Here is a 19,436-nt window from a genome sequence, read left to right as displayed (position 1 = left end):
GTGCCGCCACGACGGCGGCCCGGGCGGCACACGCATACGCACACCGCAACAGACGAGGAAATCATGAGGCAACGCACCCTGAAAAGCCGCATCACGGACCCCAGCGAAACGACGCTGGCCTGGGTCCTGCTGACGCCGGCGATTCTGTTTTTACTGCTGATCGTGGCCTACCCGGTCAGCAAACTGATCTACAACAGCTTTTTCGACATCCGCCTGTCGGGCGGCGGCCTGCCCAGTTTCGTGGGCCTGGATAACTACAAGATGGCGCTGGAAGACAGCCTGTTCTGGAAGTCGCTGAAAAACACCGTCATCATCACCGTCATCACCGTGCCGGGCGCGCTGGTGGCGGGCCTGGGCCTGGCCATGCTGGCCAACATGCCGTTCAAATACCGCTGGCCCGTGCGCCTGGCGCTGCTGCTGCCGTGGGCCTTGCCGCTGGCCTTCGTCGGCCTGATCTTCGCCTGGTTCTTCCACAGCGAATACGGCCTGGTGAACGACATCATCCGCCGCATCGACCTGCTGATCCCCGGCCTGGGCTGGGAACCGCAAATCTGGTTCAACTCGCCCGCGCTGACGATGGCCGCCATCTGCATCACGACCATCTGGAAAACCTCGTCGTTCATGGCCCTGATTTTGCTGGCCGGCCTGCAAACCATTCCCGCCTCGCTGTATGAAGCGGCCGAGGTGGACGGCGCCAGCAAGTGGAAGCAATTTACGGAAGTGACCCTGCCGCTCTTGGTGCCATCGATGCTGGTGGCGCTGATCTTCCGCACCCTGACAGCCATCCAGTCCTTCGATATTCCGTACAACATGCCTGGCCCTGGCGATGAAACCAAGACCCTGGCCATGTATATCCAGTCCAATACGGTCGACTACCTTGATGTGGGTTATGGCTCGACCCTGGCGGTGTTCATGTTCCTGCTGTCGATGGCCACCACGTTTGTGTATCTGAAATATGTAAGAGGAGACAAAGAATGAGCGGCCTGTTTTCATCGAAGCGCCTGCGCTGGTTCGCCGCCGCGATCGTCATCCTCAACGGCGTCTTCCCCGCCCTGTGGATTTTGTTCACCTCATTGAAGACCGAGAGCGAACTGACGCAAAAGCCGATCACCTACTGGCCGCACGAACCGACCATCGGCAATTTCATCTCGGCCTTCCAGGACCAGCCGCTGCTGACGTTCCTGACCAACAGCCTGATCGTGGCCGGCCTGTCGACCCTGCTCAGCCTGTTCATCAGCGCGCTGGCCGCGTATGCGATTGCCCGCTTGCGCCTGCGCTTCCGTGGTCTGATCCTCACGGCCATCATCGGCGTGTCGATGTTCCCGCTGGTGACCCTGATGGTGCCGCTGTTCGAAATCATGCGCAGCCTGGGCTTGCTCAATTCCTACTGGGCGCTGGTGCTGCCGTACACGGTGCTGAACCTGCCGATTTGCACGCTGATGATGGTGAGCTTTTTCCAGGATATCCCGCGCGATATCGAGAACGCGGCCATGCTTGACGGCTGCACCCGCCTGAGCGCCCTGTGGCGCATCGTGCTGCCGCTGGCCGCGCCTGGCGTGGCGACGGCCGCCATCCTCGCGTTCGTCAATTCCTGGGATGAGTTCCTGCTGGCGCTGTCGATGAATTCGGCCGTGGCATACCGCACCCTGCCGGTCGGCATCCAGCTGTACCAGGGCGAGTTCGCCTTCCCGTGGCCGATCATTTCGGCGGCGCTGGTGGTGGCCATCGTGCCCATCGTCGTGCTGATCGTGATCTTCCAGGAAAAGGTCGTCAGCGGCCTGACCTCGGGCGGATTGAAGGGCTAAGGTAAGACATGGACCACCAGTCTCCCTTCACCCTGACGCATGGCGACTGCCGCGCCGACGTCCACCCGGCCACCGGTGGCGCGCTGGCGGCGCTGCGCTGGCGCGGGCGCGACATCCTGCGCGCCGCGCCGGCTAGCGCCGGTGTGCGGCAGATGGCCTGCTATCCCTTGGCGCCGTATTCGAACCGCATCGGCAACGCCGTGCTGCAGGCGCCGGAACAGACGCATGCGCTGCGCGCCAACTTCCCGCCCGAGCCGCACAGCATCCACGGCTTCGGCTGGCAGCGCGCCTGGCACGTGGCGGCGCGAACAAGCGACAGCGCCGAACTGCTGCTCGTGCATGGCGGCGACGCGGACTGGCCGTTCGCCTGTACGGTGCAGCAAACCGTGCTGCTCGACGAAGCCGGCCTGCGCCTGACATTATCGGTGCGTAATGACGACGCGCGCACCATGCCCGCCGGCCTGGGTTTTCACCCCTACTTCCCGCTGGCCCCTGGCCTGCGCCTGCAGACGCAGTGGGATGGCGTATGGAGCATGGGCGACGACCACTTGCCGGCCGGTCTGGCGCCCGTGGCACAAGCATCGCCATTCGCCACGCCGCAGCCGGTGGCCGGCTGGCAGGCGGACAATTGCTACAGCGGCTGGACGGGCCGCGCCAGCCTCGATTACGGAGATTATGCCGTGCACCTGTCGGCCAGCGACAATTGCGGCCACCTCGTCTGCTTCGCGCCGAACGACGAGCGCAGCTTCATCGCCATCGAACCCGTCACGCACGCGAATAACGCGTTTGCGCTGGCCGCGCGCGGCGCGCAAGGCACGGGCATGCGCTTGCTGGCGCCCGGCGAGAGCCTGCACATCGCCATGCGCCTGGCAATCGAGGAGAAACAGCATGCGTGAATGGCAAGCCGAACTCGTGCTCGACGCGCGCGCCCAGCTGGGCGAATGCCCGCTGTGGAGCGTGGCCGAGCAGTGTTTATATTGGATCGACATCGCCGGACGCCGTTTGCACCGCTACGATCCGGCGACAAACCTCGACCGCGTCTGGTGGGTGCCGTGCGAGCCGGGCTGCATCGCCCTGGCTGAAAAAGGCGGCCTGGTGGCGGCCCTGCGCAACGGTTTCTACCGTTTCTATCCGCAGGAAGGCTTGCTCGACAAGCTGGCCGATGCACCGTACGACAGCCGCGACATGCGCTTCAACGACGGCCGCTGCGACAGCGCCGGGCGTTTCTGGGCCGGCGCCATGTACGAACCGCGCACGGCGGAACTAGCCGCCATGTTTTGCCTGGAACGGGGCGCCACGCGCCTGGGCTGGGGGCCGCAGCAGGATCTTGGCGTCAAGGTCAGCAACGGCCTGGCCTTCGCGGAAGATGGAGCATCCCTGTTCCAGTCCGACACGCCGAACCACGTGATCCACCGTTTTCAATTCGATGCGGCCAGCGGCCAGGTGGGCGAACGCCAGGTGTTTGCCCGCCTTCCCGTCAAGGGCGAAGAGGCCGTGTATGGCGGTCGTCCCGATGGCGCGGCTTTGGACGCCGAAGGCTGCTACTGGAGCGCGCAGTACGAAGGCGGCCGGGTGCTGCGCTTTTCGCCGCTGGGCGAGATCATCGGCATCGTGCGCGTGCCCGTCACGCGCCCCACCATGATCGCCTTTGGCGGCGCCGACCTGCGCACCCTGTACATCACCAGCGCGCGCGAAGGCGCAGGCGACGACGAACTGGCGCGCCAGCCACAGGCCGGCGGCCTCTTTGCCGTGCGCCTGGACGTGGCCGGCCGCCCCGAACCCCTTTACCGGGATTGATATCCCAATCTCACCCCGAGGACAGCATGAACGCCAACATCACTCTCTACCCCAGCCTGCAGGACCGCGTGGTCTTCGTCTCCGGCGGCGGCTCCGGCATCGGCGCGGCGCTCGTCGAACACTTCGCCGTGCAAGGCGCGCAAGTGGCTTTTTGCGATATCGACCGCGACGCCAGCGCCGCCCTGGCCGCGCGCCTGGCGCCTTTGTCGCGCCATGCGCCCTATTTTGTGTACAGCGACATCCGCGACATCGCCGCCTACCAGGCCAGCCTGGCCGACGTCGAGGCGCGTTTCGGCGCCATCCGCGTGCTGCTCAATAACGCGGGCCGCGACGACCGCCACAGCCTGGCCGAACTGACGCCCGAGTACTGGGACAACTGCCTGGCCCTGAACCTCAAGCACCATGTGTTCGCCATCCAGCAGGTGGCGCCCGGCATGGCGGCCGCCGGCGGCGGCTCCATCATCAACCTCGGCTCCATTTCATGGATGCGCGGGCGCCCCAACCTGGTCGGCTACACCACGTCCAAGGCCGGCATCGCGGGCCTGTCGCGCACCCTGGCGCGCGAACTGGGTGAACAGAATATCCGCGTCAACGCCATCGCCCCGGGCGCCATCGCCACGGACCGCCAGGCCGCGCTGTGGCGCGATCCGGAAGAAGACCGTAAGTTCATCGAACTGCAATGCCTGAAATACCGGCTCGACGCGGGCCACGTGGCGCGCACGGCCCTGTTCCTGGCGGCCGACGATTCGGACGGCATCACAGGGCAGAACATCATCGTCGACGCCGGCCTCGCGCAAGTATCTGTAGCGGGTTAAGCCGCATCACCCATCCAAGGAGAACCCTCATGTTGAACCTGCAAGACGCAAGCCTGTTGAAACAGCAATGCCTGATCGATGGCGTCTGGTGCGACGCCGATGACGGCGCCACCATCGATGTCACCAACCCGGCCACGGGCGCAGTGATCGCCACCGTGCCGCGCATGGGCGCGGCCGAGACGCGGCGCGCCATCGCCGCCTCGCACGCGGCCTTCCGGCTGTGGCGCAAGCAGACGGTGAAGGCGCGCGCTACGGTGCTGCGCGCCTGGCATGCGCTGATTTTGCAGCACGCCGACGACCTGGCGCTGATCCTCACCAGCGAGCAAGGCAAGTCGCTGGCGGAAGCCAAGGGCGAGATCGTCTCGAACGCGGCCTACCTGGAATGGTTTGCCGAGGAAGGCAAGCGCGCGTATGGCGACGTGATCGCCCCGCCGTCGAACGACAAGCGCATCGTCGTCATCAAGCAACCGATCGGCGTGTGCGCGGCCATCACGCCGTGGAATTTCCCGAATGGCATGATCACGCGCAAGGCCGGGCCCGCCCTGGCGGCCGGCTGCGCCATGGTCTTGAAACCGGCGTCGCAAACGCCGCTGTCGGCCCTGGCCCTGGGCGAACTGGCGCTGCGCGCCGGCGTGCCGCCCGGCGTCTTCAATGTGGTGACGGGCGCGGCGCAAGCGATCGGCACGGAACTGTGCCACAACGACCTGGTACGCAAGATCACGTTTACGGGGTCGACGGAAGTGGGCGCCTGGCTGTCGCGCGAAGCGGCCGGCACGATCAAGAAACTATCGCTGGAACTGGGCGGCAACGCGCCCTTCATCGTCTTCGACGATGCCGACATCGACGCGGCCGTTGAAGGCGTGCTGATGTCGAAATACCGCAACAGCGGCCAGACCTGCGTGTGCGCCAACCGCATCTACGTACAGGACAGCATCTACGACGATTTCGCCGCCCGCCTGGTGGCCAAGGTAGCCGAGCTGAAACTGGGCAATGGCCTGGACGCTGGCGTCACACAAGGTCCGCTGATCGATGAAAACGCCGTGCGCAAGATCGAGCAGCATATCGCCGACGCACTGGCCAAGGGCGGCAAGCTGGCCATCGGTGGCAAGCGCCACGCGCTGGGGGGCAGCTTTTTCGAGCCCAGCGTGGTATTGGAAGCGAACAGCGACATGCTGGTGGCCACCGAGGAAACCTTCGCCCCGCTCGCTCCCCTGTTCCGCTTCGGCAGCGAAGACGAAGTCGTCGCCATGGCCAACGCCACGCAATTCGGCCTGGCCGGCTATTTCTACAGCCGCGACCTGGGCAGAGTCTGGCGCGTGGCCGAAGAACTGGAAGTGGGCATGGTCGGCATCAACACGGGCATGATCGCCAATGAAATGGCGCCATTCGGCGGCGTCAAGCATTCGGGCATGGGCCGCGAAGGCTCGCATTACGGCATGGACGACTTCCTCGATATCAAATATTTGTGCATGGGAGGGATTTGATTATTTAATGTAGGCAAGGCAGGGATCAGCAACAATACACCTATAAAAACACAGGAGACAGGATCATGCAAACGACATTACGCAAGACCACATTGGCCGCGGCCATCACGGGCGCCCTTTTCTCGGCGTCATTTGTTAGCGCTAACGCGCGCGCCGACGAACTGAGCGACATGAAAGCCATGCTGGCCCAATTGCAGGACCGGGTAGCGCAGATGGAAGCGAAGGCGGCCCAGCCAGCAGCGCCAGCAGCAGCGATGGCGGCCGCACCGGCATCATCGGCGGCGGCACCCGTGAAACCCGTCACCGGCTTCAACTGGAAGCTGTACGGCCGTGGCGACATCGGCTACACGGTCTCGCGCGGCAAGGATGCCAGCGGGCGCCAGCTGACGAACCACCGCCTGAACCAGGGCGAGATGGCCAGCCGCCTGGGCCTCACGGGCGCCTGGGTCTTCAGCGATGAATACAAGGCCATCTTCGGCGTCGAGACGGGTCTGAACCTGTTCAACGGCAATGCGGGCGGCGGGACGCAAAACAACACCACCTCGTCCGTGCTGTTCAACCGCGGTTCCACCGTCGGCTTTGCCTCAACCACCTGGGGCTCGATCGAAGGCGGCACCATGTACATGGCGCCGTTCTGGGTCTCGCTGGGCGCCGACCTCGCCTCGGCGCACAACTATGGCGCCAATGACTTCAGCGCCCTGTTCTCGCTCACGCGCCCCGAATCGCTGGGCCGCTACCTGAAAGACCCCGTGACGGGCAACGCCAGCAAGACGACGAGTTTGGCCGGCAACAATTCGGGCACGGCCCTGTTCTACGGCAATGCGCTGCGCTACCGCAGCCCCACCTGGAACAATATCTCGGCCGAGGTGTCGTATTCGGCAGGCCAGCAGGCGTCTTCCGCCACCGACCTGGAAAACGATGGCCGCAGCTGGGCCGCCAACGTGCTGTACAAAAAGGGCGATCTGTTCCTCGGCTATGCGCACATGGATTACCAGCAGAGCAACGACATCAGCACGGCCGGCACGCCGAACTTCATCAAGCGCAACCAGGTCACGGACATCGTCGGCGCGCGCTACAAGTGGCACGACTTTACCTTGGGCGGCTCCTACACCTCCTACCGCGTGTCGAACGCGGGCGGCTACGCGGCCGACGCCTTCGGCGTGTCGGGCGCGTACGACATCGGCAAGCACCGCATCGAAGGCAGCCTGGCGCACATCAGCTATGACGGCGCCAACGCCAGGGGCGCGTTCGGCGCGAACACGGGCGATGGCGTGGGCAAGCCAAAGTCGACCGCCTACTCGCTGGGCTACCTGTACAACTTCCAGCCTACCCTGTCGTTCTATGCCTATGCCACGCGCATCGCCAACAACAGCCACGCCAAGCTGGGCGTATTGCAGTTCCGGGGGGACAATAACTACTTCGGCTACAGTCCCGTCGAGCTGACCGCCGGCATGTTCCTCGTTTTTTAATTAGTACTTAATTGTTGATGCACCGCCGGCCCGCCCGCATGCCCCGCCATGCGGCGGCCGGTTTTCACAGGAGTTGATCGTCATGCAGTACACACTACACCAGGAAAATGACAGCGTCGCCCTGCGCTGCGCCGGCCGCTTGCTGCTGCGCCACAGTGCCGCTGCTCCATGCGTGTTCGTCGGCCAGGGCCGCGAAAGCATGGAAATGTACCGAGGTAATTTCGAGATCGAGGATTACGTCGAGGAGCGCAATGCCCTGCGCGCGCTGGCCGTCACGCAGGATGGCGACGCCGCCACCCTGAGCTTTGCGCGCCATGCGGGCGACGCACCGCAACTGGTGCTGGCCGTGCAAGCGACGCCGCATGGCGTGCACCTGGTGGTGCAGTACGCGGCGCCGGGCTGGAACCGGCTGTGGCTGCGCCTGCCCGCGGAACAGGACGAGCATGTATGGGGCTGCGGCGAGCAGATGTCGTACTTCGACCTGCGCGGACGCCACTTCCCCCTGTGGACGTCGGAGCCGGGCGTGGGCCGCGACAAGTCGACGCATCTGACGTGGCAGGCGGACGTGACGTCCAAGTCGGGCGGCGACTACTACCACACGAATTATCCGCAACCGAGCTTCATCTCTTCGCAGCGCTATTGCCTGCATGCGGAAACGACGGCGTATGCGGACTTCGATTTCCGCCAGCCCGACTTCCATGAACTGCAGTTCTGGGCCATGCCAGAGCGCCTGGAATTCATGCTGGCCGAGACCTTCGCCGACCTGGTCGGCGTCGTCTCGCAGCGCTTCGGCCGCCAGCCGCAGCTGCCAGCCTGGCTGCAGAATGGCGCGATGCTGGGCCTGAAAGGCGGCGAAGAGCACGCGCGCACCATCCTGGCGCAGGCGCAGGAACACGGCTTGCCCGTCAGCGCCCTATGGTGCGAGGACTGGGTGGGCTTGCGCCAGACCTCGTTCGGCAAACGCTTGTTCTGGGACTGGCGCTGGCAGCCGCAGCGCTACCCTGACCTGAAGAACTGGATCGCCGACCTGGCCAGGCAGGAGATCCGCTTCCTCGGCTACGTCAATCCCTACCTGTGCAACGACGGCACCCTGTACCAGGAAGCGCTGCAGCAGGGCTTTTTGGCGACCGCCATCGATGGCGGCGCCTACCTGGTGGACTTCGGCGAATTCGATTGCGGCGTCGTCGACTTCACCAATCCGGCCGCCGCGCTGTGGTTCGAGGAACGCATCCTGCGCCAGGAAATGCTCGATTTCGGCCTGTCCGGCTGGATGGCCGATTTCGGCGAATACCTGCCGATCGACCTGCGCCTGCACAATCGCACCGACGCGCGCCTGATGCACAACGCGTGGCCGACCCTGTGGGCCGAAGTCAATGCGCGCGCCATCGAACGGGCCGGCAAGACGGGCGACGCCACCTTCTTCATGCGCGCCGGCTACACGGGCGTGCAGGCGCACTGCCCGCTGCTGTGGGCGGGCGACCAGTCGGTCGACTTCAGCCGCCACGACGGTTTGCAGACGGTGATCTGCGGCGCCCTGTCCTCGGGCATCCTGGGCAACGCCTACCACCACAGCGATATCGGCGGCTATACGAGCTTGTTCGGCAACCTGCGCACGGCCGAACTGTTCCAGCGCTGGACGGAGATGGCCGTATTCACATCGATGATGCGCACGCACGAAGGCAACCGTCCCGACGAAAACTTCCAGTTCTACCAGGATGAAGACGTGTTCCGCCACTTCGCCCGCATGACGCGACTGCACGTGGCGCTGGCGCCCACCATCCGCGCCCTGGCCGAAGAGGCCGTGGCGCGCGGCCTGCCGCTGCAGCGCCCACTGTTCCTGCACTATGAACACGACCGCGCCACCTACGCCATCCAGGACCAGTACCTGTTCGGCCCCGACCTGCTGGTGGCGCCCGTGCACGCGGCCGGCGCCGCGCGCTGGAGCGCCTACCTGCCGCAGGGCGACGCCTGGATCCACCTGTGGAGCGGCGCCGCGTTCGAAGGCGGCCAGCGCGTGGAAGTCGATGCGCCGCTGGGCCAGCCGCCCGTCTTCGTGCGGCGCGGCTGCGCGCAGCAGGACTTCTTCCTGTCGCTGGCGAAATGAGTCTGGCATGAGCGTGGCGTCGCACTTGCTGTTCCTGGCCTGCGTGGCGCTGGCCAGCGTCGCGCAGAACCTGACGGGTTTTGCGTTTGGCCTGATCCTGCTGGGCCTGACGGCCGTGCTGCACCTGGCCAGCCTGGGCGACGTCGCCAACGTGGTCAGCGTGCTGGTGCTGGTCAACGCGGCCATCACGTTTGGCCGCACGCGCCCGCAACTGGCCTGGCCCGTGTTCGGCCCCTCGCTGGCCGTCAGCCAGCTGGGCGTGGGCGCGGGCGTGGCCCTGCTGGGCTGGTTCAGCGCGCAGCAAGTAAGCCTGCTGCGCTTCCTGCTCGGCTGCGCCATCGTCATCTGCGCCTTCATGCTGGTGCTGCGCGCCAGCGCGCGGGCGCGGCAGTCAAGCCTGCCCGCGTTTCTGCTCTTCAGCGGCGTGTCTGGCGTGATGGGCGGCCTGTTCGCCAGCGCCGGCCCGCCCATGGTGTACCACCTGTACCGCCAGCCATGGCCGGCCGACATGATCCGCCATTCGCTGATCGTGCTGTTCGCCGCGAATGCCGTGCTGCGCCTGGTCCTCGTGCTGGCGCATGGCCAGTTCAGCATGACGGCCTTCTGGCTGACCCTCGAGGCCTTGCCGCTGGTGATGGGCCTGACGTGGCTGGCGCGCCGCCACCCTTCGCGCCTGCCCATCGAACACGTGCGCCGCGCCGTCTTCGTGTTGCTGCTGATCGCCGGCCTGGCCCTCGTGCTGCCGCCCGTGCTGTCGCTGCTCGCCTGAGACGGCACTTAATTTTCTTTTACCTTTACCAGACGAGTCTTCCATGTCCGCTTCCCGCTTTTCCTCCCTGCCCGCCGACTGCGACCTGCTGGTCGTCGGCGGCGGCATCAATGGCGCCGGCATCGCGCGCGACGCGGCCGGCCGCGGCTTGCGCGTGGTGCTGTGCGAACAGCACGACCTGGCGCAGCACACCTCGTCCGCCTCCACCAAGCTGATACACGGCGGCCTGCGCTACCTCGAATACTATGAATTCAAGCTGGTGCGCAAGGCGCTGCAGGAACGCGAAGTGCTGCTGCGCGCCGCGCCCCACATCATGTGGCCGATGCGCTTCGTCATGCCGCACGACGCCGCCCAGCGCCCCGCCTGGATGATACGCGCGGGCCTGTTCCTGTACGACCACCTGGCCAAGCGGGCCTTTTTGCCCGCCTCGCAAGGCATCGCGTTGGACAGGCACGCGGCAGGCGCGCCGCTGAAGGCCGGCTACCGCAAGGGCTTCGTGTACTCCGACGGCTGGGTCGACGATGCGCGCCTGGTGGTGCTCAATGCGCTCGATGCGCAGGAACACGGCGCGCACATCCTCACGCGCACGGCTTGCGTCGACGCGCGCCGCGATGGCGGCGACTGGCAAGCCACCTTGCAAGCCGAGGATGGCCAGCGCAAGACCCTGCGCGCGCGTGCCATCGTCAACGCGGCGGGTCCGTGGACGGCGCAATTCGCCGGTGCGGCCGGCGGCGGCAAGACGCAGGGGCTGCGGCTGATCAAAGGCAGCCACATCATCGTGCCGCGCCTGTTCGAGCATCCGCATGCCTACATCTTCCAGAACCCGGACCAGCGCATCATCTTCGCCATTCCCTACCAGGATGACTTCACCCTGATCGGCACCACGGACGAGGAATACAAAGGAGAAGTCAGCCAGGTCAAAATCAGCCAGATGGAAATCGATTACCTGTGCCAGGCGGCGAACCGCTATTTCAAGCGCGAGATCGGCCCCGCCGACGTCGTGTGGACGTATTCCGGCGTGCGCCCGCTGCTCGACGACAGCGCGCAGAACGCGTCGGCCATCACGCGCGACTACCTGCTGGAAGTGGCGCGCGGCAAGGCGGCGACGGGCGCGCCGCTGCTCAATATCTGGGGCGGCAAGATCACCACCTACCGCAAGCTGGCCGAGGAAGCATTGGGCTTGCTGGCGCCCCTGCTGGACAATACCGCCGCGGCGTGGACGGCCGAGGCGCCCCTGCCCGGCGGCGACCTGCAGCAGCCAAACCGGCTCGTGGACAGCCATGATTTCGACGGTTTCCTCGCCCACTTCCAGCGCGACCACGCCTGGCTACCGCCTGCGCTGGCGCGCCGCTATGCGCGCGCCTACGGCAGCCGCGCCACACGCCTGCTGACAGGCGCCACCTCGATGGCCGACCTGGGCGCGCAGCTGGCACCCGGCCTGTACGAAGCCGAAGCGTGCTATCTGATCGAGGTGGAATGGGCCAGGAGCAGCGATGACATCCTGTGGCGGCGCAGCAAGCTGGGGCTGCGCTGCGCGCCGGCCGACGTGGCGCGCGTGCAGCAGTGGCTGGCGGTCCATCTGGCGCAGGAGGTGGCGGCATGACGTATTTGCTGGCCCTCGACCAGGGCACCTCGAGTTCGCGCAGCATGGTGTTCGATGAAGCAGGCGCCATCGTCGCCGTGGCGCAGCGCGAGTTTCGCCAGCTGTTCCCGCAGCCGGGCTGGATCGAACACGACCCGATGGAAATCTGGCACAGCCAGATCGAGACTTGCCGCGAAGTGCTGGCCAAGACGGGCTTGCGGGCCGATGAGCTCGGTGCGCTGGGCATCACCAACCAGCGCGAAACGACGGTGGTATGGGACCGCGCCACGGGCGAACCCGTCTACAACGCCATCGTCTGGCAAGACCGCCGCACGGAAGCGTTGTGCGAAGACTTGCGCGCGCGCGGCCTGGCCGGCGCCATCCATGCCAAGACGGGCCTGGTGCTCGACCCGTATTTTTCCGGCACCAAGCTGCGCTGGATACTCGACGCCGTGCCCGGCGCCCGCGCGCGGGCCATGCGCGGCGAACTGGCCTTCGGCACCATCGATACGTGGCTGGCGTGGAAAATGACGGGCGGACGTCTGCACGTGAGCGACGTCACCAACGCCTCGCGCACCATGCTGTGGAACCTGCATGAAGGCTGCTGGGATGCGCAACTGCTCGACTGGCTGGGCATTCCCGCCAGCCTGCTGCCATCCGTCCACCCATCAAGCCACGTATATGGCGAAACGGATGCGGACGTACTGGGCAGCCCCGTCATCATCGGCGGCATCGCCGGCGACCAGCAGGCGGCGCTGTTCGGCCAGACCTGTTTCAAGCCGGGCATGGCCAAGAATACCTATGGCACGGGCTGCTTCCTGTTGCTGAATACCGGCGAACAGTGCGCGCAATCGCAGCATGGCCTGATCAGCACAGCCGCCTGCCAGGTGGGCGCGCAGCCGACATATGCGCTCGAAGGCAGCGTTTTCATCGGCGGCGCCGTGGTGCAATGGCTGCGCGACGGCCTCGGTGCCATCGGCCACGCGGGCGAAGCGGAAGGCCTGGCCGCCTCCGTGCCCGATTCGGGCGGCGTGGTCTTCGTACCGTCGTTTACGGGACTCGGCGCGCCATACTGGGTGCCGTCCGCCAAGGGCGCCATCCTGGGCCTGAGCCGCGGCAGCACGGTGGGCCACATCGCCCGCGCGGCATTGGAAGCCATCGCCTTCCAGAGCGCCGCCCTGCTGGGCGCCATGACGCGCGACGCGCAAGCGCCGATCACGGAACTGCGCGTGGACGGCGGCGCCTGCGCCAACAACCTGCTGCTGCAATTCCAGGCCGACTTGCTGGGCATCCCCGTCGTGCGCCCGCAAGTGATCGAAACGACGGCATTGGGCGCGGCCTACCTGGCGGGCCTGGCCATCGGCCTGTATCAAGGCACCGACGAACTGGCGTCGCACTGGCGCGCCGACAGGACGTTCTTGCCCACCATCGGCCGAGACCAGGCTGCCAGTCTGATGCAGCAGTGGGAAGTGGCCGTGCGGCGGTTTACCGGTACCGGGGAACATTGACAAACGTCGGGGCAAAAAAGGCTCTGTCATCGGCAAGTAGGGGAAATGCCGGAATCTTCCCTTGCTTGTGTTGCCTGACTCTGCATACTCACCACGCAGGGAGCAGATCATGCAGCCAGCCGAATGGATCAGCTTTATCGCGCAGTTTGCGCAGTTGAACCGGCGCCAGCGGCAGGCAGGCATTGCCCTGCTGCGTGGCAACTCTCCACACGACGCGACCGTCGCGCTGCTGGAAAGTGTGGCGCAGCCGCGATTGGCCTGTCCCGCCTGCCAATCGGCGCACTTGCACCGGCATGGCCATGCACACGGCCTGCAGCGCTACCGTTGCGTCCCTTGCGGACGTACCTTCAATGCCTTGACGGGCACGCCGCTGGCCCGCCTGCGCCATAAATCGTTGTGGCTCGACTACGCCGATTGCCTGCTGGCATCGGATTCCGTGCGCAAGGCGGCGTTACAACTGGGCGTGCACCGCAATACCACGTTTCGCTGGCGTCACCGGTTTTTATCGCTGGCAAAGACGGATCGGCCGCATGGCCTGCACGGCATTGCCGAGGCCAACGAGTTATATCTGCTGGAATCGGAAAAGGGATCCAGAAACATGACGCGTCCGGCGCGCCGCCGGGGCGGCCATGCCCACAAACGCGGCATTTCCAATGAACAGGTCTGCATTCTGGTGGCGCGTGACCGCACGGGCCAGACCTTGGACTTCATCACGGGCAAAGGGGCGCTGACCAAGGCGCAGTTGCATCATTGCCTGTTACCTGTCATCGACAAGGACGTGCTGCTGGTCACCGATGGCCATGCCGCCTACCGGGATTTTGCCAGGGAGGCTGGCATCAGCCACCAGGCCGTCAACTTGCGCGCCGGCATCCGCGTACAGGGCGCTGCCCACGTGCAGAACGTCAATGCGTATCACAGCCGTTTGCGGCAATGGCTGGGGCCGTTTCACGGTGTGGCGACGCGCTACCTGCCGAATTACCTGGGATGGCGCTGGATACTCGACGCCAGGCGTATCCGTTCACCGGAAACGTTATTGAGAGCAACGCTGGGAGGATTCCCACATCTGACGGTGACATAGCCAAAAAAAAGCCCGCTGCGGGAGCGGGCTGAATCTAATTCCTGTGAGGAAGTAGAGGAGACAGATGCATCTTGACGCATTGCGGCATATCACGCCAATCATGTGTTGTGATGAGCAAGATAAGCCCCATCAATATCTTGGCGTGATGCCCTGGTTGCTTACTTGACGCTGCCAGCCGCTTCTTCGATCAGCTTGGCCACTTCCGCCGGATGCGAGCTCATCACCACGTGGGAAGCGCCGTCGATCACGACGGTTTTCTTCGCGTTGGCACGCTTGGCCATGAAGGCCAGCGCTTCTGCGGGAATATTCTTGTCTGCCTTGCCGTAGACAAACCAGGACGGGATACTCTTCCAGCCTGGCGCAGGCGAAGCTTCGTTCAGCGCCGCATCCGTGATCGGACGCTGGCCGACCGCCATCAGGCGCGCCTTGGCCGCCGGCAAATCGGCGGCGAACTGGTCGTGGAACTTGGCCTGGTCGATAAACAGATCGTTGCTGCCATCGGCCAGCGGTACGGGCTTGGCCAAGGCCGTACCCAAGGTGCCGCCCGGATATTTGCCCGACAGGCCAGCGGCCGTCTCGCCGGCATCGGGAGCAAAAGCCGCCACGTACACCAGCGCCTTGACGTTGCCGCCTGCCTGGGCAGCCGCGCTGATCACCGAACCGCCGTAGGAGTGCCCCACCAGCACCACGGAGCCAGGCACGCTGTTGACGACGCGGGCCACGGAATCGGCGTCACTCTTGACGCTGCGCAGATGATTGGCCGCGCCGATGACGGTGTAGCCGTCTTTTTGCAGGATGGCGGCGACGCCGTCCCAGCTCGATGCATCGGCAAACGCGCCATGGACCAGGACGATGGTGGGCTTGACGGCGCCCGCCGCCGAAGCCGGGCTGGCAGGAACGACGCTGGCGAACAAGGTACCCACGACGGCGGCAATGGACAATGGCTTGATGAATGAGGTCATGATGATTCCCGATATTATTGGAGAGTGGTGACGAGCTGCCTGCATCGGCAGGCGAGTCGAAATACTAGCACTCAACAATGTCATTTTTGCAGCTTTTGCGGCGACCTGATCTTCTTGCAGGGGCAAGGTCTGGCCCTATGATCTGGCGGCGGGCCGCTGGTGTTGCCGGCGGTGGACAGCGGCGATGGGGACGCGCAAAAAAAAGCCCGCTGCGGGAGCGGGCTGAATCGATTTCCTTGGAGGAGATAGAGGAGACAGATGAATGATGCCGCGTCGCAGCATATAAAACCACTTTATATTCGTGATGTCAGAAATACGCGATAGTGATATTAGGGGCAACGAAGCATTCCACACGGCAACTTTTATGCTGCCGCTTCCGTTTTCCCGTCGCCAGAACGCAACATATTCTTGATGCCCCGCAGCGCCTGCCGCACGCGCGCCTCGTTTTCGATCAGGGCGAAGCGCACGTATTCATCGCCATATTCGCCGAAACCGATGCCGGGCGACACACTGACCTTGGCCTTTTGCAGCAGCAGCTTGGCAAATTCCAGCGAACCCAGGTGGCGATACGCTTCCGGGATATGCGCCCAGATATACATCGACGCCTTCGGTTTCTCCACCATCCAGCCCGCTTCATGCAAGCCTTTCACCAGCACGTCGCGGCGGCGCTGGTACTGGGCGCAGATGTCCGTCACACAGCTCTGGTCGCCTTCCAGCGCGGCAATGGCCGCCACTTGCACGGGCGTGAAACTGCCGTAGTCGTGGTAGCTCTTGATGCGCGCCAGGGCCGCCACCAGTTCCGCGTTGCCCACCATGAAGCCGATGCGCCAGCCCGCCATGTTGTAGCTTTTCGACATGGTGAAAAACTCGACGGCCACGTCGCGCGCGCCGGGCACTTGCATGATGGACGGCGCCTTCCAGCCATCAAAAGTGATGTCGGCATACGCCAGGTCATGCACCACCAGAATATTGTGCTGCTTCGCCAGCGCGACGACTCTTTCAAAAAATTCCAGCTCCACGCATTGCGCCGTGGGGTTGGACGGGAAACCCAGCACCATCATCTTCGGTTTCGGGTAGCTTTCGCGGATCGCCCGTTCGAGTTCAGCAAAGAAGTCCACGCCCGGCCCCATGCGCACTGAGCGGATATCGGCGCCCGCGATCACGGCGCCCCAGATGTGGATCGGGTAGCTGGGATTGGGCACCAGCACCGTGTCGCCACGGTCGAGCGTCGCCAGCATTAAGTGGGCCAGGCCCTCTTTCGAGCCGATAGTGACGATGGCTTCGCTGTCCGGGTCGATGTCGACCTCATAGCGCTTCTTGTACCAGTGCGCAATGGCGCGGCGCAAGCGGGGGATGCCTTTTGACGCGGAATAACCGTGCGTGTCTGGGCGTTTCACCGTCTCGACCAGCTTGTCCACGATGTGGGCCGGCGTGGCGCCATCGGGATTGCCCATCGACATGTCGATGATGTCCTCGCCACGGCGGCGCGCGGCCATCTTGAGTTCGGCGGTGATATTGAAAACGTAGGGGGGAAGGCGATTGATGCGCGAAAAGCTGCGCGGAGCTTGGCTGTCGGTCATGGTATCTCTATACGTAAGCGCCCGGATCCGTCCGAGCGACGTTGGCACAATGCGTGTGCCTGCAACGATACTAACCCGGCTTCGCAAGAACTGGCAAGTGTGTAGTCAAGCCGTTACAATGCAGGCAGATCGAAAATGAGCGCACCGGTTGGTAACCCGGTAAGTGCCCGGCACAGTCCGGCATGCTCCCGCCCACGCGGACCCACGGCGCTGACCTCTGACTGTTACACCAGCCGGGGAGGTGTTCTGGTTCGTGCATTTTCCCGCCGCGCCATCCCTCCCCTGTTTTTTACTTTAGGAATTAGACGGATGGCAACACACGACACCGCAGTAACTGGCATGACCCTGGACCGCACCGGCATGGAACAGCAACTGGCCTTGCCGGTACGCCACTTCATCGATTGCGCGTTCGACGGCGAAGACCTGTCGCGCCTCGATTTGCAAGGCTGCACCTTCGAGCGCTGCACCTTTGCCGACACCAGCTTGTTCGCCAGCAAACTGGCACGCAGCACCTGGCGCCGCTGCCGCGCCGGCAGCGCCGATTTCGAATCCGTCGACGCCGTCGACGCCAGTTTCGAAGGCTGCGACCTGAACAACACGAAATGGCGGCGCGCCAAGCTGGCCTCGGCCACCTACCGCGGCTGCAAGCTGACGGGCGCGTCTTTCGAGGAAGTGGCCCACCTGGGTCTCACCTTCGAAGACAGCCTGCTGGTGGGCGCCGACTTGCGCGGCTTCTCGTTCCGCAAGGCGACATTAAAACAGCTGGATTTTTCCGATGCCTACTTGGCCGGCTGCGACTTTCGCGACGCCGTCTTCGAAGGCGGCAGCCTGCGCAATGCCACCATCAAACTGGCGAAGTTCCAGGGCGCGGACTTGCGCGGCGCCGATATCGACGGTTTCAAATTGAGCGAAGCGGCGCTGCTGAAAGGCGCCGTCATCACGCATGCGCAGGCGGCGAACTTCATGCGCGCGCTCGATCTGGTGGTGATTTGATCTGAACAGGCAAAAAAAAAGCCCGCTACGGAAGCGGGCTGAATCTATTTCCTTGGAGGAGATAGAGGAGACAAGTGCATCTTGCGGCATCGCGGCATATCACGCTACTTTATCTTCATGATGATAGAAATACTCATCAGTGATAATGAGGCGCCATCAGGGTTTCAAGCCGTGCGGCGCGCGGCCTGCGGTAAAAATTCTCCCAGCCACACCAGCAAGGCCAGGCCCGGAAACGCCATGCCGGTCAGCAAGGTTGCCTGCCAGCCGTAACTGGCATACACCCAGGCGCCGATGGCCGAGCCGGCCGCGCCGCCGGCGAAGAACAGCGCGAAATACAGGCCATTCAGACGGCCCCGCACTTCCGCGCCCAGGCTGAAGATGGCGCGCTGACCCAGCACCAGATTGGCCGCCACGCCCATGTCGAGCACGATGGAAGCGACCACCAGCAGCCCCAGCGCCACATGTTTCGATTCAGGCGCAAACATCGGCAAGGCAAACGCGACGATGCCCAGCGCCAGCGCAACGGCCGTGGCCAGCAAGGTGTGGCCCGCATCGGCCAGGCGGCCGGCGATGGGCGAAGCGACGGCGCCAGCCATGCCCACCAGGGCAAAGATGGCGATGCCCGTTTGCGACAGGCCGAACGCGGGGCTGGACAGCACCAGCGGCGTGACGGTCCAGAACAGGCTGAAAGCGCCAAACAAGCCCGCGTGATAGGCGGCGCGGCGGCGCAGCACGGGCGTGCCCAGCAGCAGATGCCACAGCGAAGCCATCAGGGCTGGATATTTCATGCTCGACACGGGCTGGCGCACGGGCAAGGCGCGGCGCAGGACCAGCGCCAGCAGTACCATCAGCACGGCGGCACCGCCAAACACCACGTGCCAGCTCGCGTGCGCAGCCACCAGCGAGGCCACGGGGCGGGCCAGCATGATGCCCAGCAATAAGCCGCTGACCACCTTGCCCACCGTCTGGCCGCGCGTCGCTTCCTGCGACAGGTGGGCGGCAAACGGCACGATCACTTGCGCCGCCACGGAACCGAGCCCGATGGCCAGCGCGGCGGCCAGGAACACGATGGCGCCCGTCGAGAGAGCCGCCGCCACGAGGGCCGTGGCCGTCACCAGCAAGGCGGTGACGATCAGGCGGCGGTTTTCCAGCAAGTCGCCCAGGGGCACGACAAACAGCAGGCCCAGGGTATAGCCCACTTGCGTCAGAGTGACGATGAGACCGGCGGCCTTGGCCGACAAGCCCGTCGAGGCGCTGATGGGCCCGACGAGGGTTTGCGCGTAGTACAGATTGGCCACGATCAGGCCGGAAGCGATGGCCAGCAGCAGCACCATGGCGGGTGAAATGTCGTGGGGAGCAGACGGTGAGGCCTTGTTCATGTTGTTTCCTCGGTTCGATAGGGATGTTGCCATTCTAGGCAAAACTGCGGCAAAGATAATTAGGGCATAATCCCCCTACACTTTTCACATAAGATGAACAATTAGACGAAA

At 64.6% G+C, this 19,436-nt stretch carries 16 protein-coding genes; 13 read left to right on the top strand and 3 right to left on the bottom strand.

What is annotated here, in order from left to right:
* The first annotated feature begins 63 nt into the window (after positions 1-63).
* The 12 genes from JAB6_RS23240 to JAB6_RS23185 all read left to right on the top strand — a co-directional run bounded on the left by JAB6_RS23240 (position 64) and on the right by JAB6_RS23185 (position 14,411).
* A complete protein-coding gene (locus JAB6_RS23240) occupies positions 64-978 on the top strand; it encodes a carbohydrate ABC transporter permease (protein WP_070304901.1) in 915 nt (304 codons plus the stop codon).
* Positions 975-1,805 (top strand): carbohydrate ABC transporter permease, encoded by an 831-nt coding sequence (locus tag JAB6_RS23235; RefSeq protein ID WP_034755232.1) that lies wholly within the window; start codon positions 975-977, stop codon positions 1,803-1,805. Before JAB6_RS23240 ends, JAB6_RS23235 begins: the two co-directional genes overlap by 4 nt.
* Positions 1,806-1,813: 8 nt before the next feature.
* Positions 1,814-2,701, top strand: a complete 888-nt coding sequence (locus JAB6_RS23230) for an aldose 1-epimerase (RefSeq protein ID WP_070304899.1) — start codon at positions 1,814-1,816, stop codon at positions 2,699-2,701.
* Positions 2,694-3,602: an SMP-30/gluconolactonase/LRE family protein gene (locus JAB6_RS23225; protein WP_070304897.1), complete on the top strand. Its 909-nt coding sequence runs from the start codon at positions 2,694-2,696 to the stop codon at positions 3,600-3,602. Before JAB6_RS23230 ends, JAB6_RS23225 begins: the two co-directional genes overlap by 8 nt.
* A 26-nt stretch (positions 3,603-3,628) precedes the next feature.
* The gene (locus JAB6_RS23220; protein ID WP_070304895.1) at positions 3,629-4,417 is read left to right on the top strand and encodes an SDR family NAD(P)-dependent oxidoreductase; all 789 of its coding nucleotides are present in this window, start codon (positions 3,629-3,631) and stop codon (positions 4,415-4,417) included.
* Between the two features lie 29 nt (positions 4,418-4,446).
* Positions 4,447-5,901 carry an NAD-dependent succinate-semialdehyde dehydrogenase gene (locus JAB6_RS23215; protein WP_070304893.1) on the top strand — a complete coding sequence of 485 codons (1,455 nt, stop codon included), beginning with the start codon at positions 4,447-4,449 and terminating at the stop codon, positions 5,899-5,901.
* Between the two features lie 65 nt (positions 5,902-5,966).
* Positions 5,967-7,370: a porin gene (locus tag JAB6_RS23210; protein WP_070304892.1), complete on the top strand. Its 1,404-nt coding sequence runs from the start codon at positions 5,967-5,969 to the stop codon at positions 7,368-7,370.
* An 82-nt stretch (positions 7,371-7,452) separates the two neighbouring features.
* Positions 7,453-9,474, top strand: a complete 2,022-nt coding sequence (locus JAB6_RS23205) for an alpha-glucosidase (protein ID WP_070304890.1) — start codon at positions 7,453-7,455, stop codon at positions 9,472-9,474.
* Positions 9,475-9,481: 7 nt separating this feature from the next.
* Positions 9,482-10,243 (top strand): TSUP family transporter, encoded by a 762-nt coding sequence (locus JAB6_RS23200; protein ID WP_070304888.1) that lies wholly within the window; start codon positions 9,482-9,484, stop codon positions 10,241-10,243.
* 43 nt (positions 10,244-10,286) lie between these two features.
* A complete protein-coding gene (gene glpD, locus JAB6_RS23195; RefSeq protein WP_070304887.1) occupies positions 10,287-11,846 on the top strand; it encodes a glycerol-3-phosphate dehydrogenase in 1,560 nt (519 codons plus the stop codon).
* A complete protein-coding gene (gene glpK, locus JAB6_RS23190) occupies positions 11,843-13,333 on the top strand; it encodes a glycerol kinase GlpK (RefSeq protein ID WP_070304885.1) in 1,491 nt (496 codons plus the stop codon). The genes glpD and glpK overlap by 4 nt, the downstream gene beginning before the upstream one ends.
* A gap of 109 nt (positions 13,334-13,442) precedes the next feature.
* A complete protein-coding gene (locus JAB6_RS23185; RefSeq protein ID WP_070304884.1) occupies positions 13,443-14,411 on the top strand; it encodes an IS1595 family transposase in 969 nt (322 codons plus the stop codon).
* A gap of 158 nt (positions 14,412-14,569) precedes the next feature.
* Here the strand turns inward: JAB6_RS23185 and JAB6_RS23180 are convergent, their stop codons facing one another.
* Together JAB6_RS23180 and alaC are read right to left on the bottom strand one after the other, a co-directional pair.
* Entirely contained in the window at positions 14,570-15,373 is an 804-nt protein-coding gene (locus tag JAB6_RS23180; RefSeq protein WP_070304882.1) for an alpha/beta fold hydrolase, read from the bottom strand.
* 362 nt (positions 15,374-15,735) lie between these two features.
* Entirely contained in the window at positions 15,736-16,953 is a 1,218-nt protein-coding gene (gene alaC / locus JAB6_RS23175; RefSeq protein WP_034755193.1) for an alanine transaminase, read from the bottom strand.
* A 339-nt stretch (positions 16,954-17,292) separates the two neighbouring features.
* Here alaC and JAB6_RS23170 point away from each other — a divergent pair, with 339 nt between their 5' ends.
* Complete coding sequence (locus JAB6_RS23170) at positions 17,293-17,946, top strand: pentapeptide repeat-containing protein (protein ID WP_070304881.1); 654 nt, start codon at positions 17,293-17,295, stop codon at positions 17,944-17,946.
* A gap of 164 nt (positions 17,947-18,110) precedes the next feature.
* On the opposite strand, the gene JAB6_RS23165 is transcribed toward JAB6_RS23170, so the two are convergent.
* The gene (locus JAB6_RS23165) at positions 18,111-19,325 is read right to left on the bottom strand and encodes an MFS transporter (protein ID WP_070304880.1); all 1,215 of its coding nucleotides are present in this window, start codon (positions 19,323-19,325) and stop codon (positions 18,111-18,113) included.
* Positions 19,326-19,436 lie beyond the last annotated feature (111 nt).

The sequence above is a fragment of the Janthinobacterium sp. HH104 genome (assembly GCF_001758715.1).
GTDB classification, from domain to species: domain Bacteria; phylum Pseudomonadota; class Gammaproteobacteria; order Burkholderiales; family Burkholderiaceae_D; genus Janthinobacterium; species Janthinobacterium aestuarii.
This window is presented reverse-complemented; position numbering and strand designations above follow the sequence as displayed.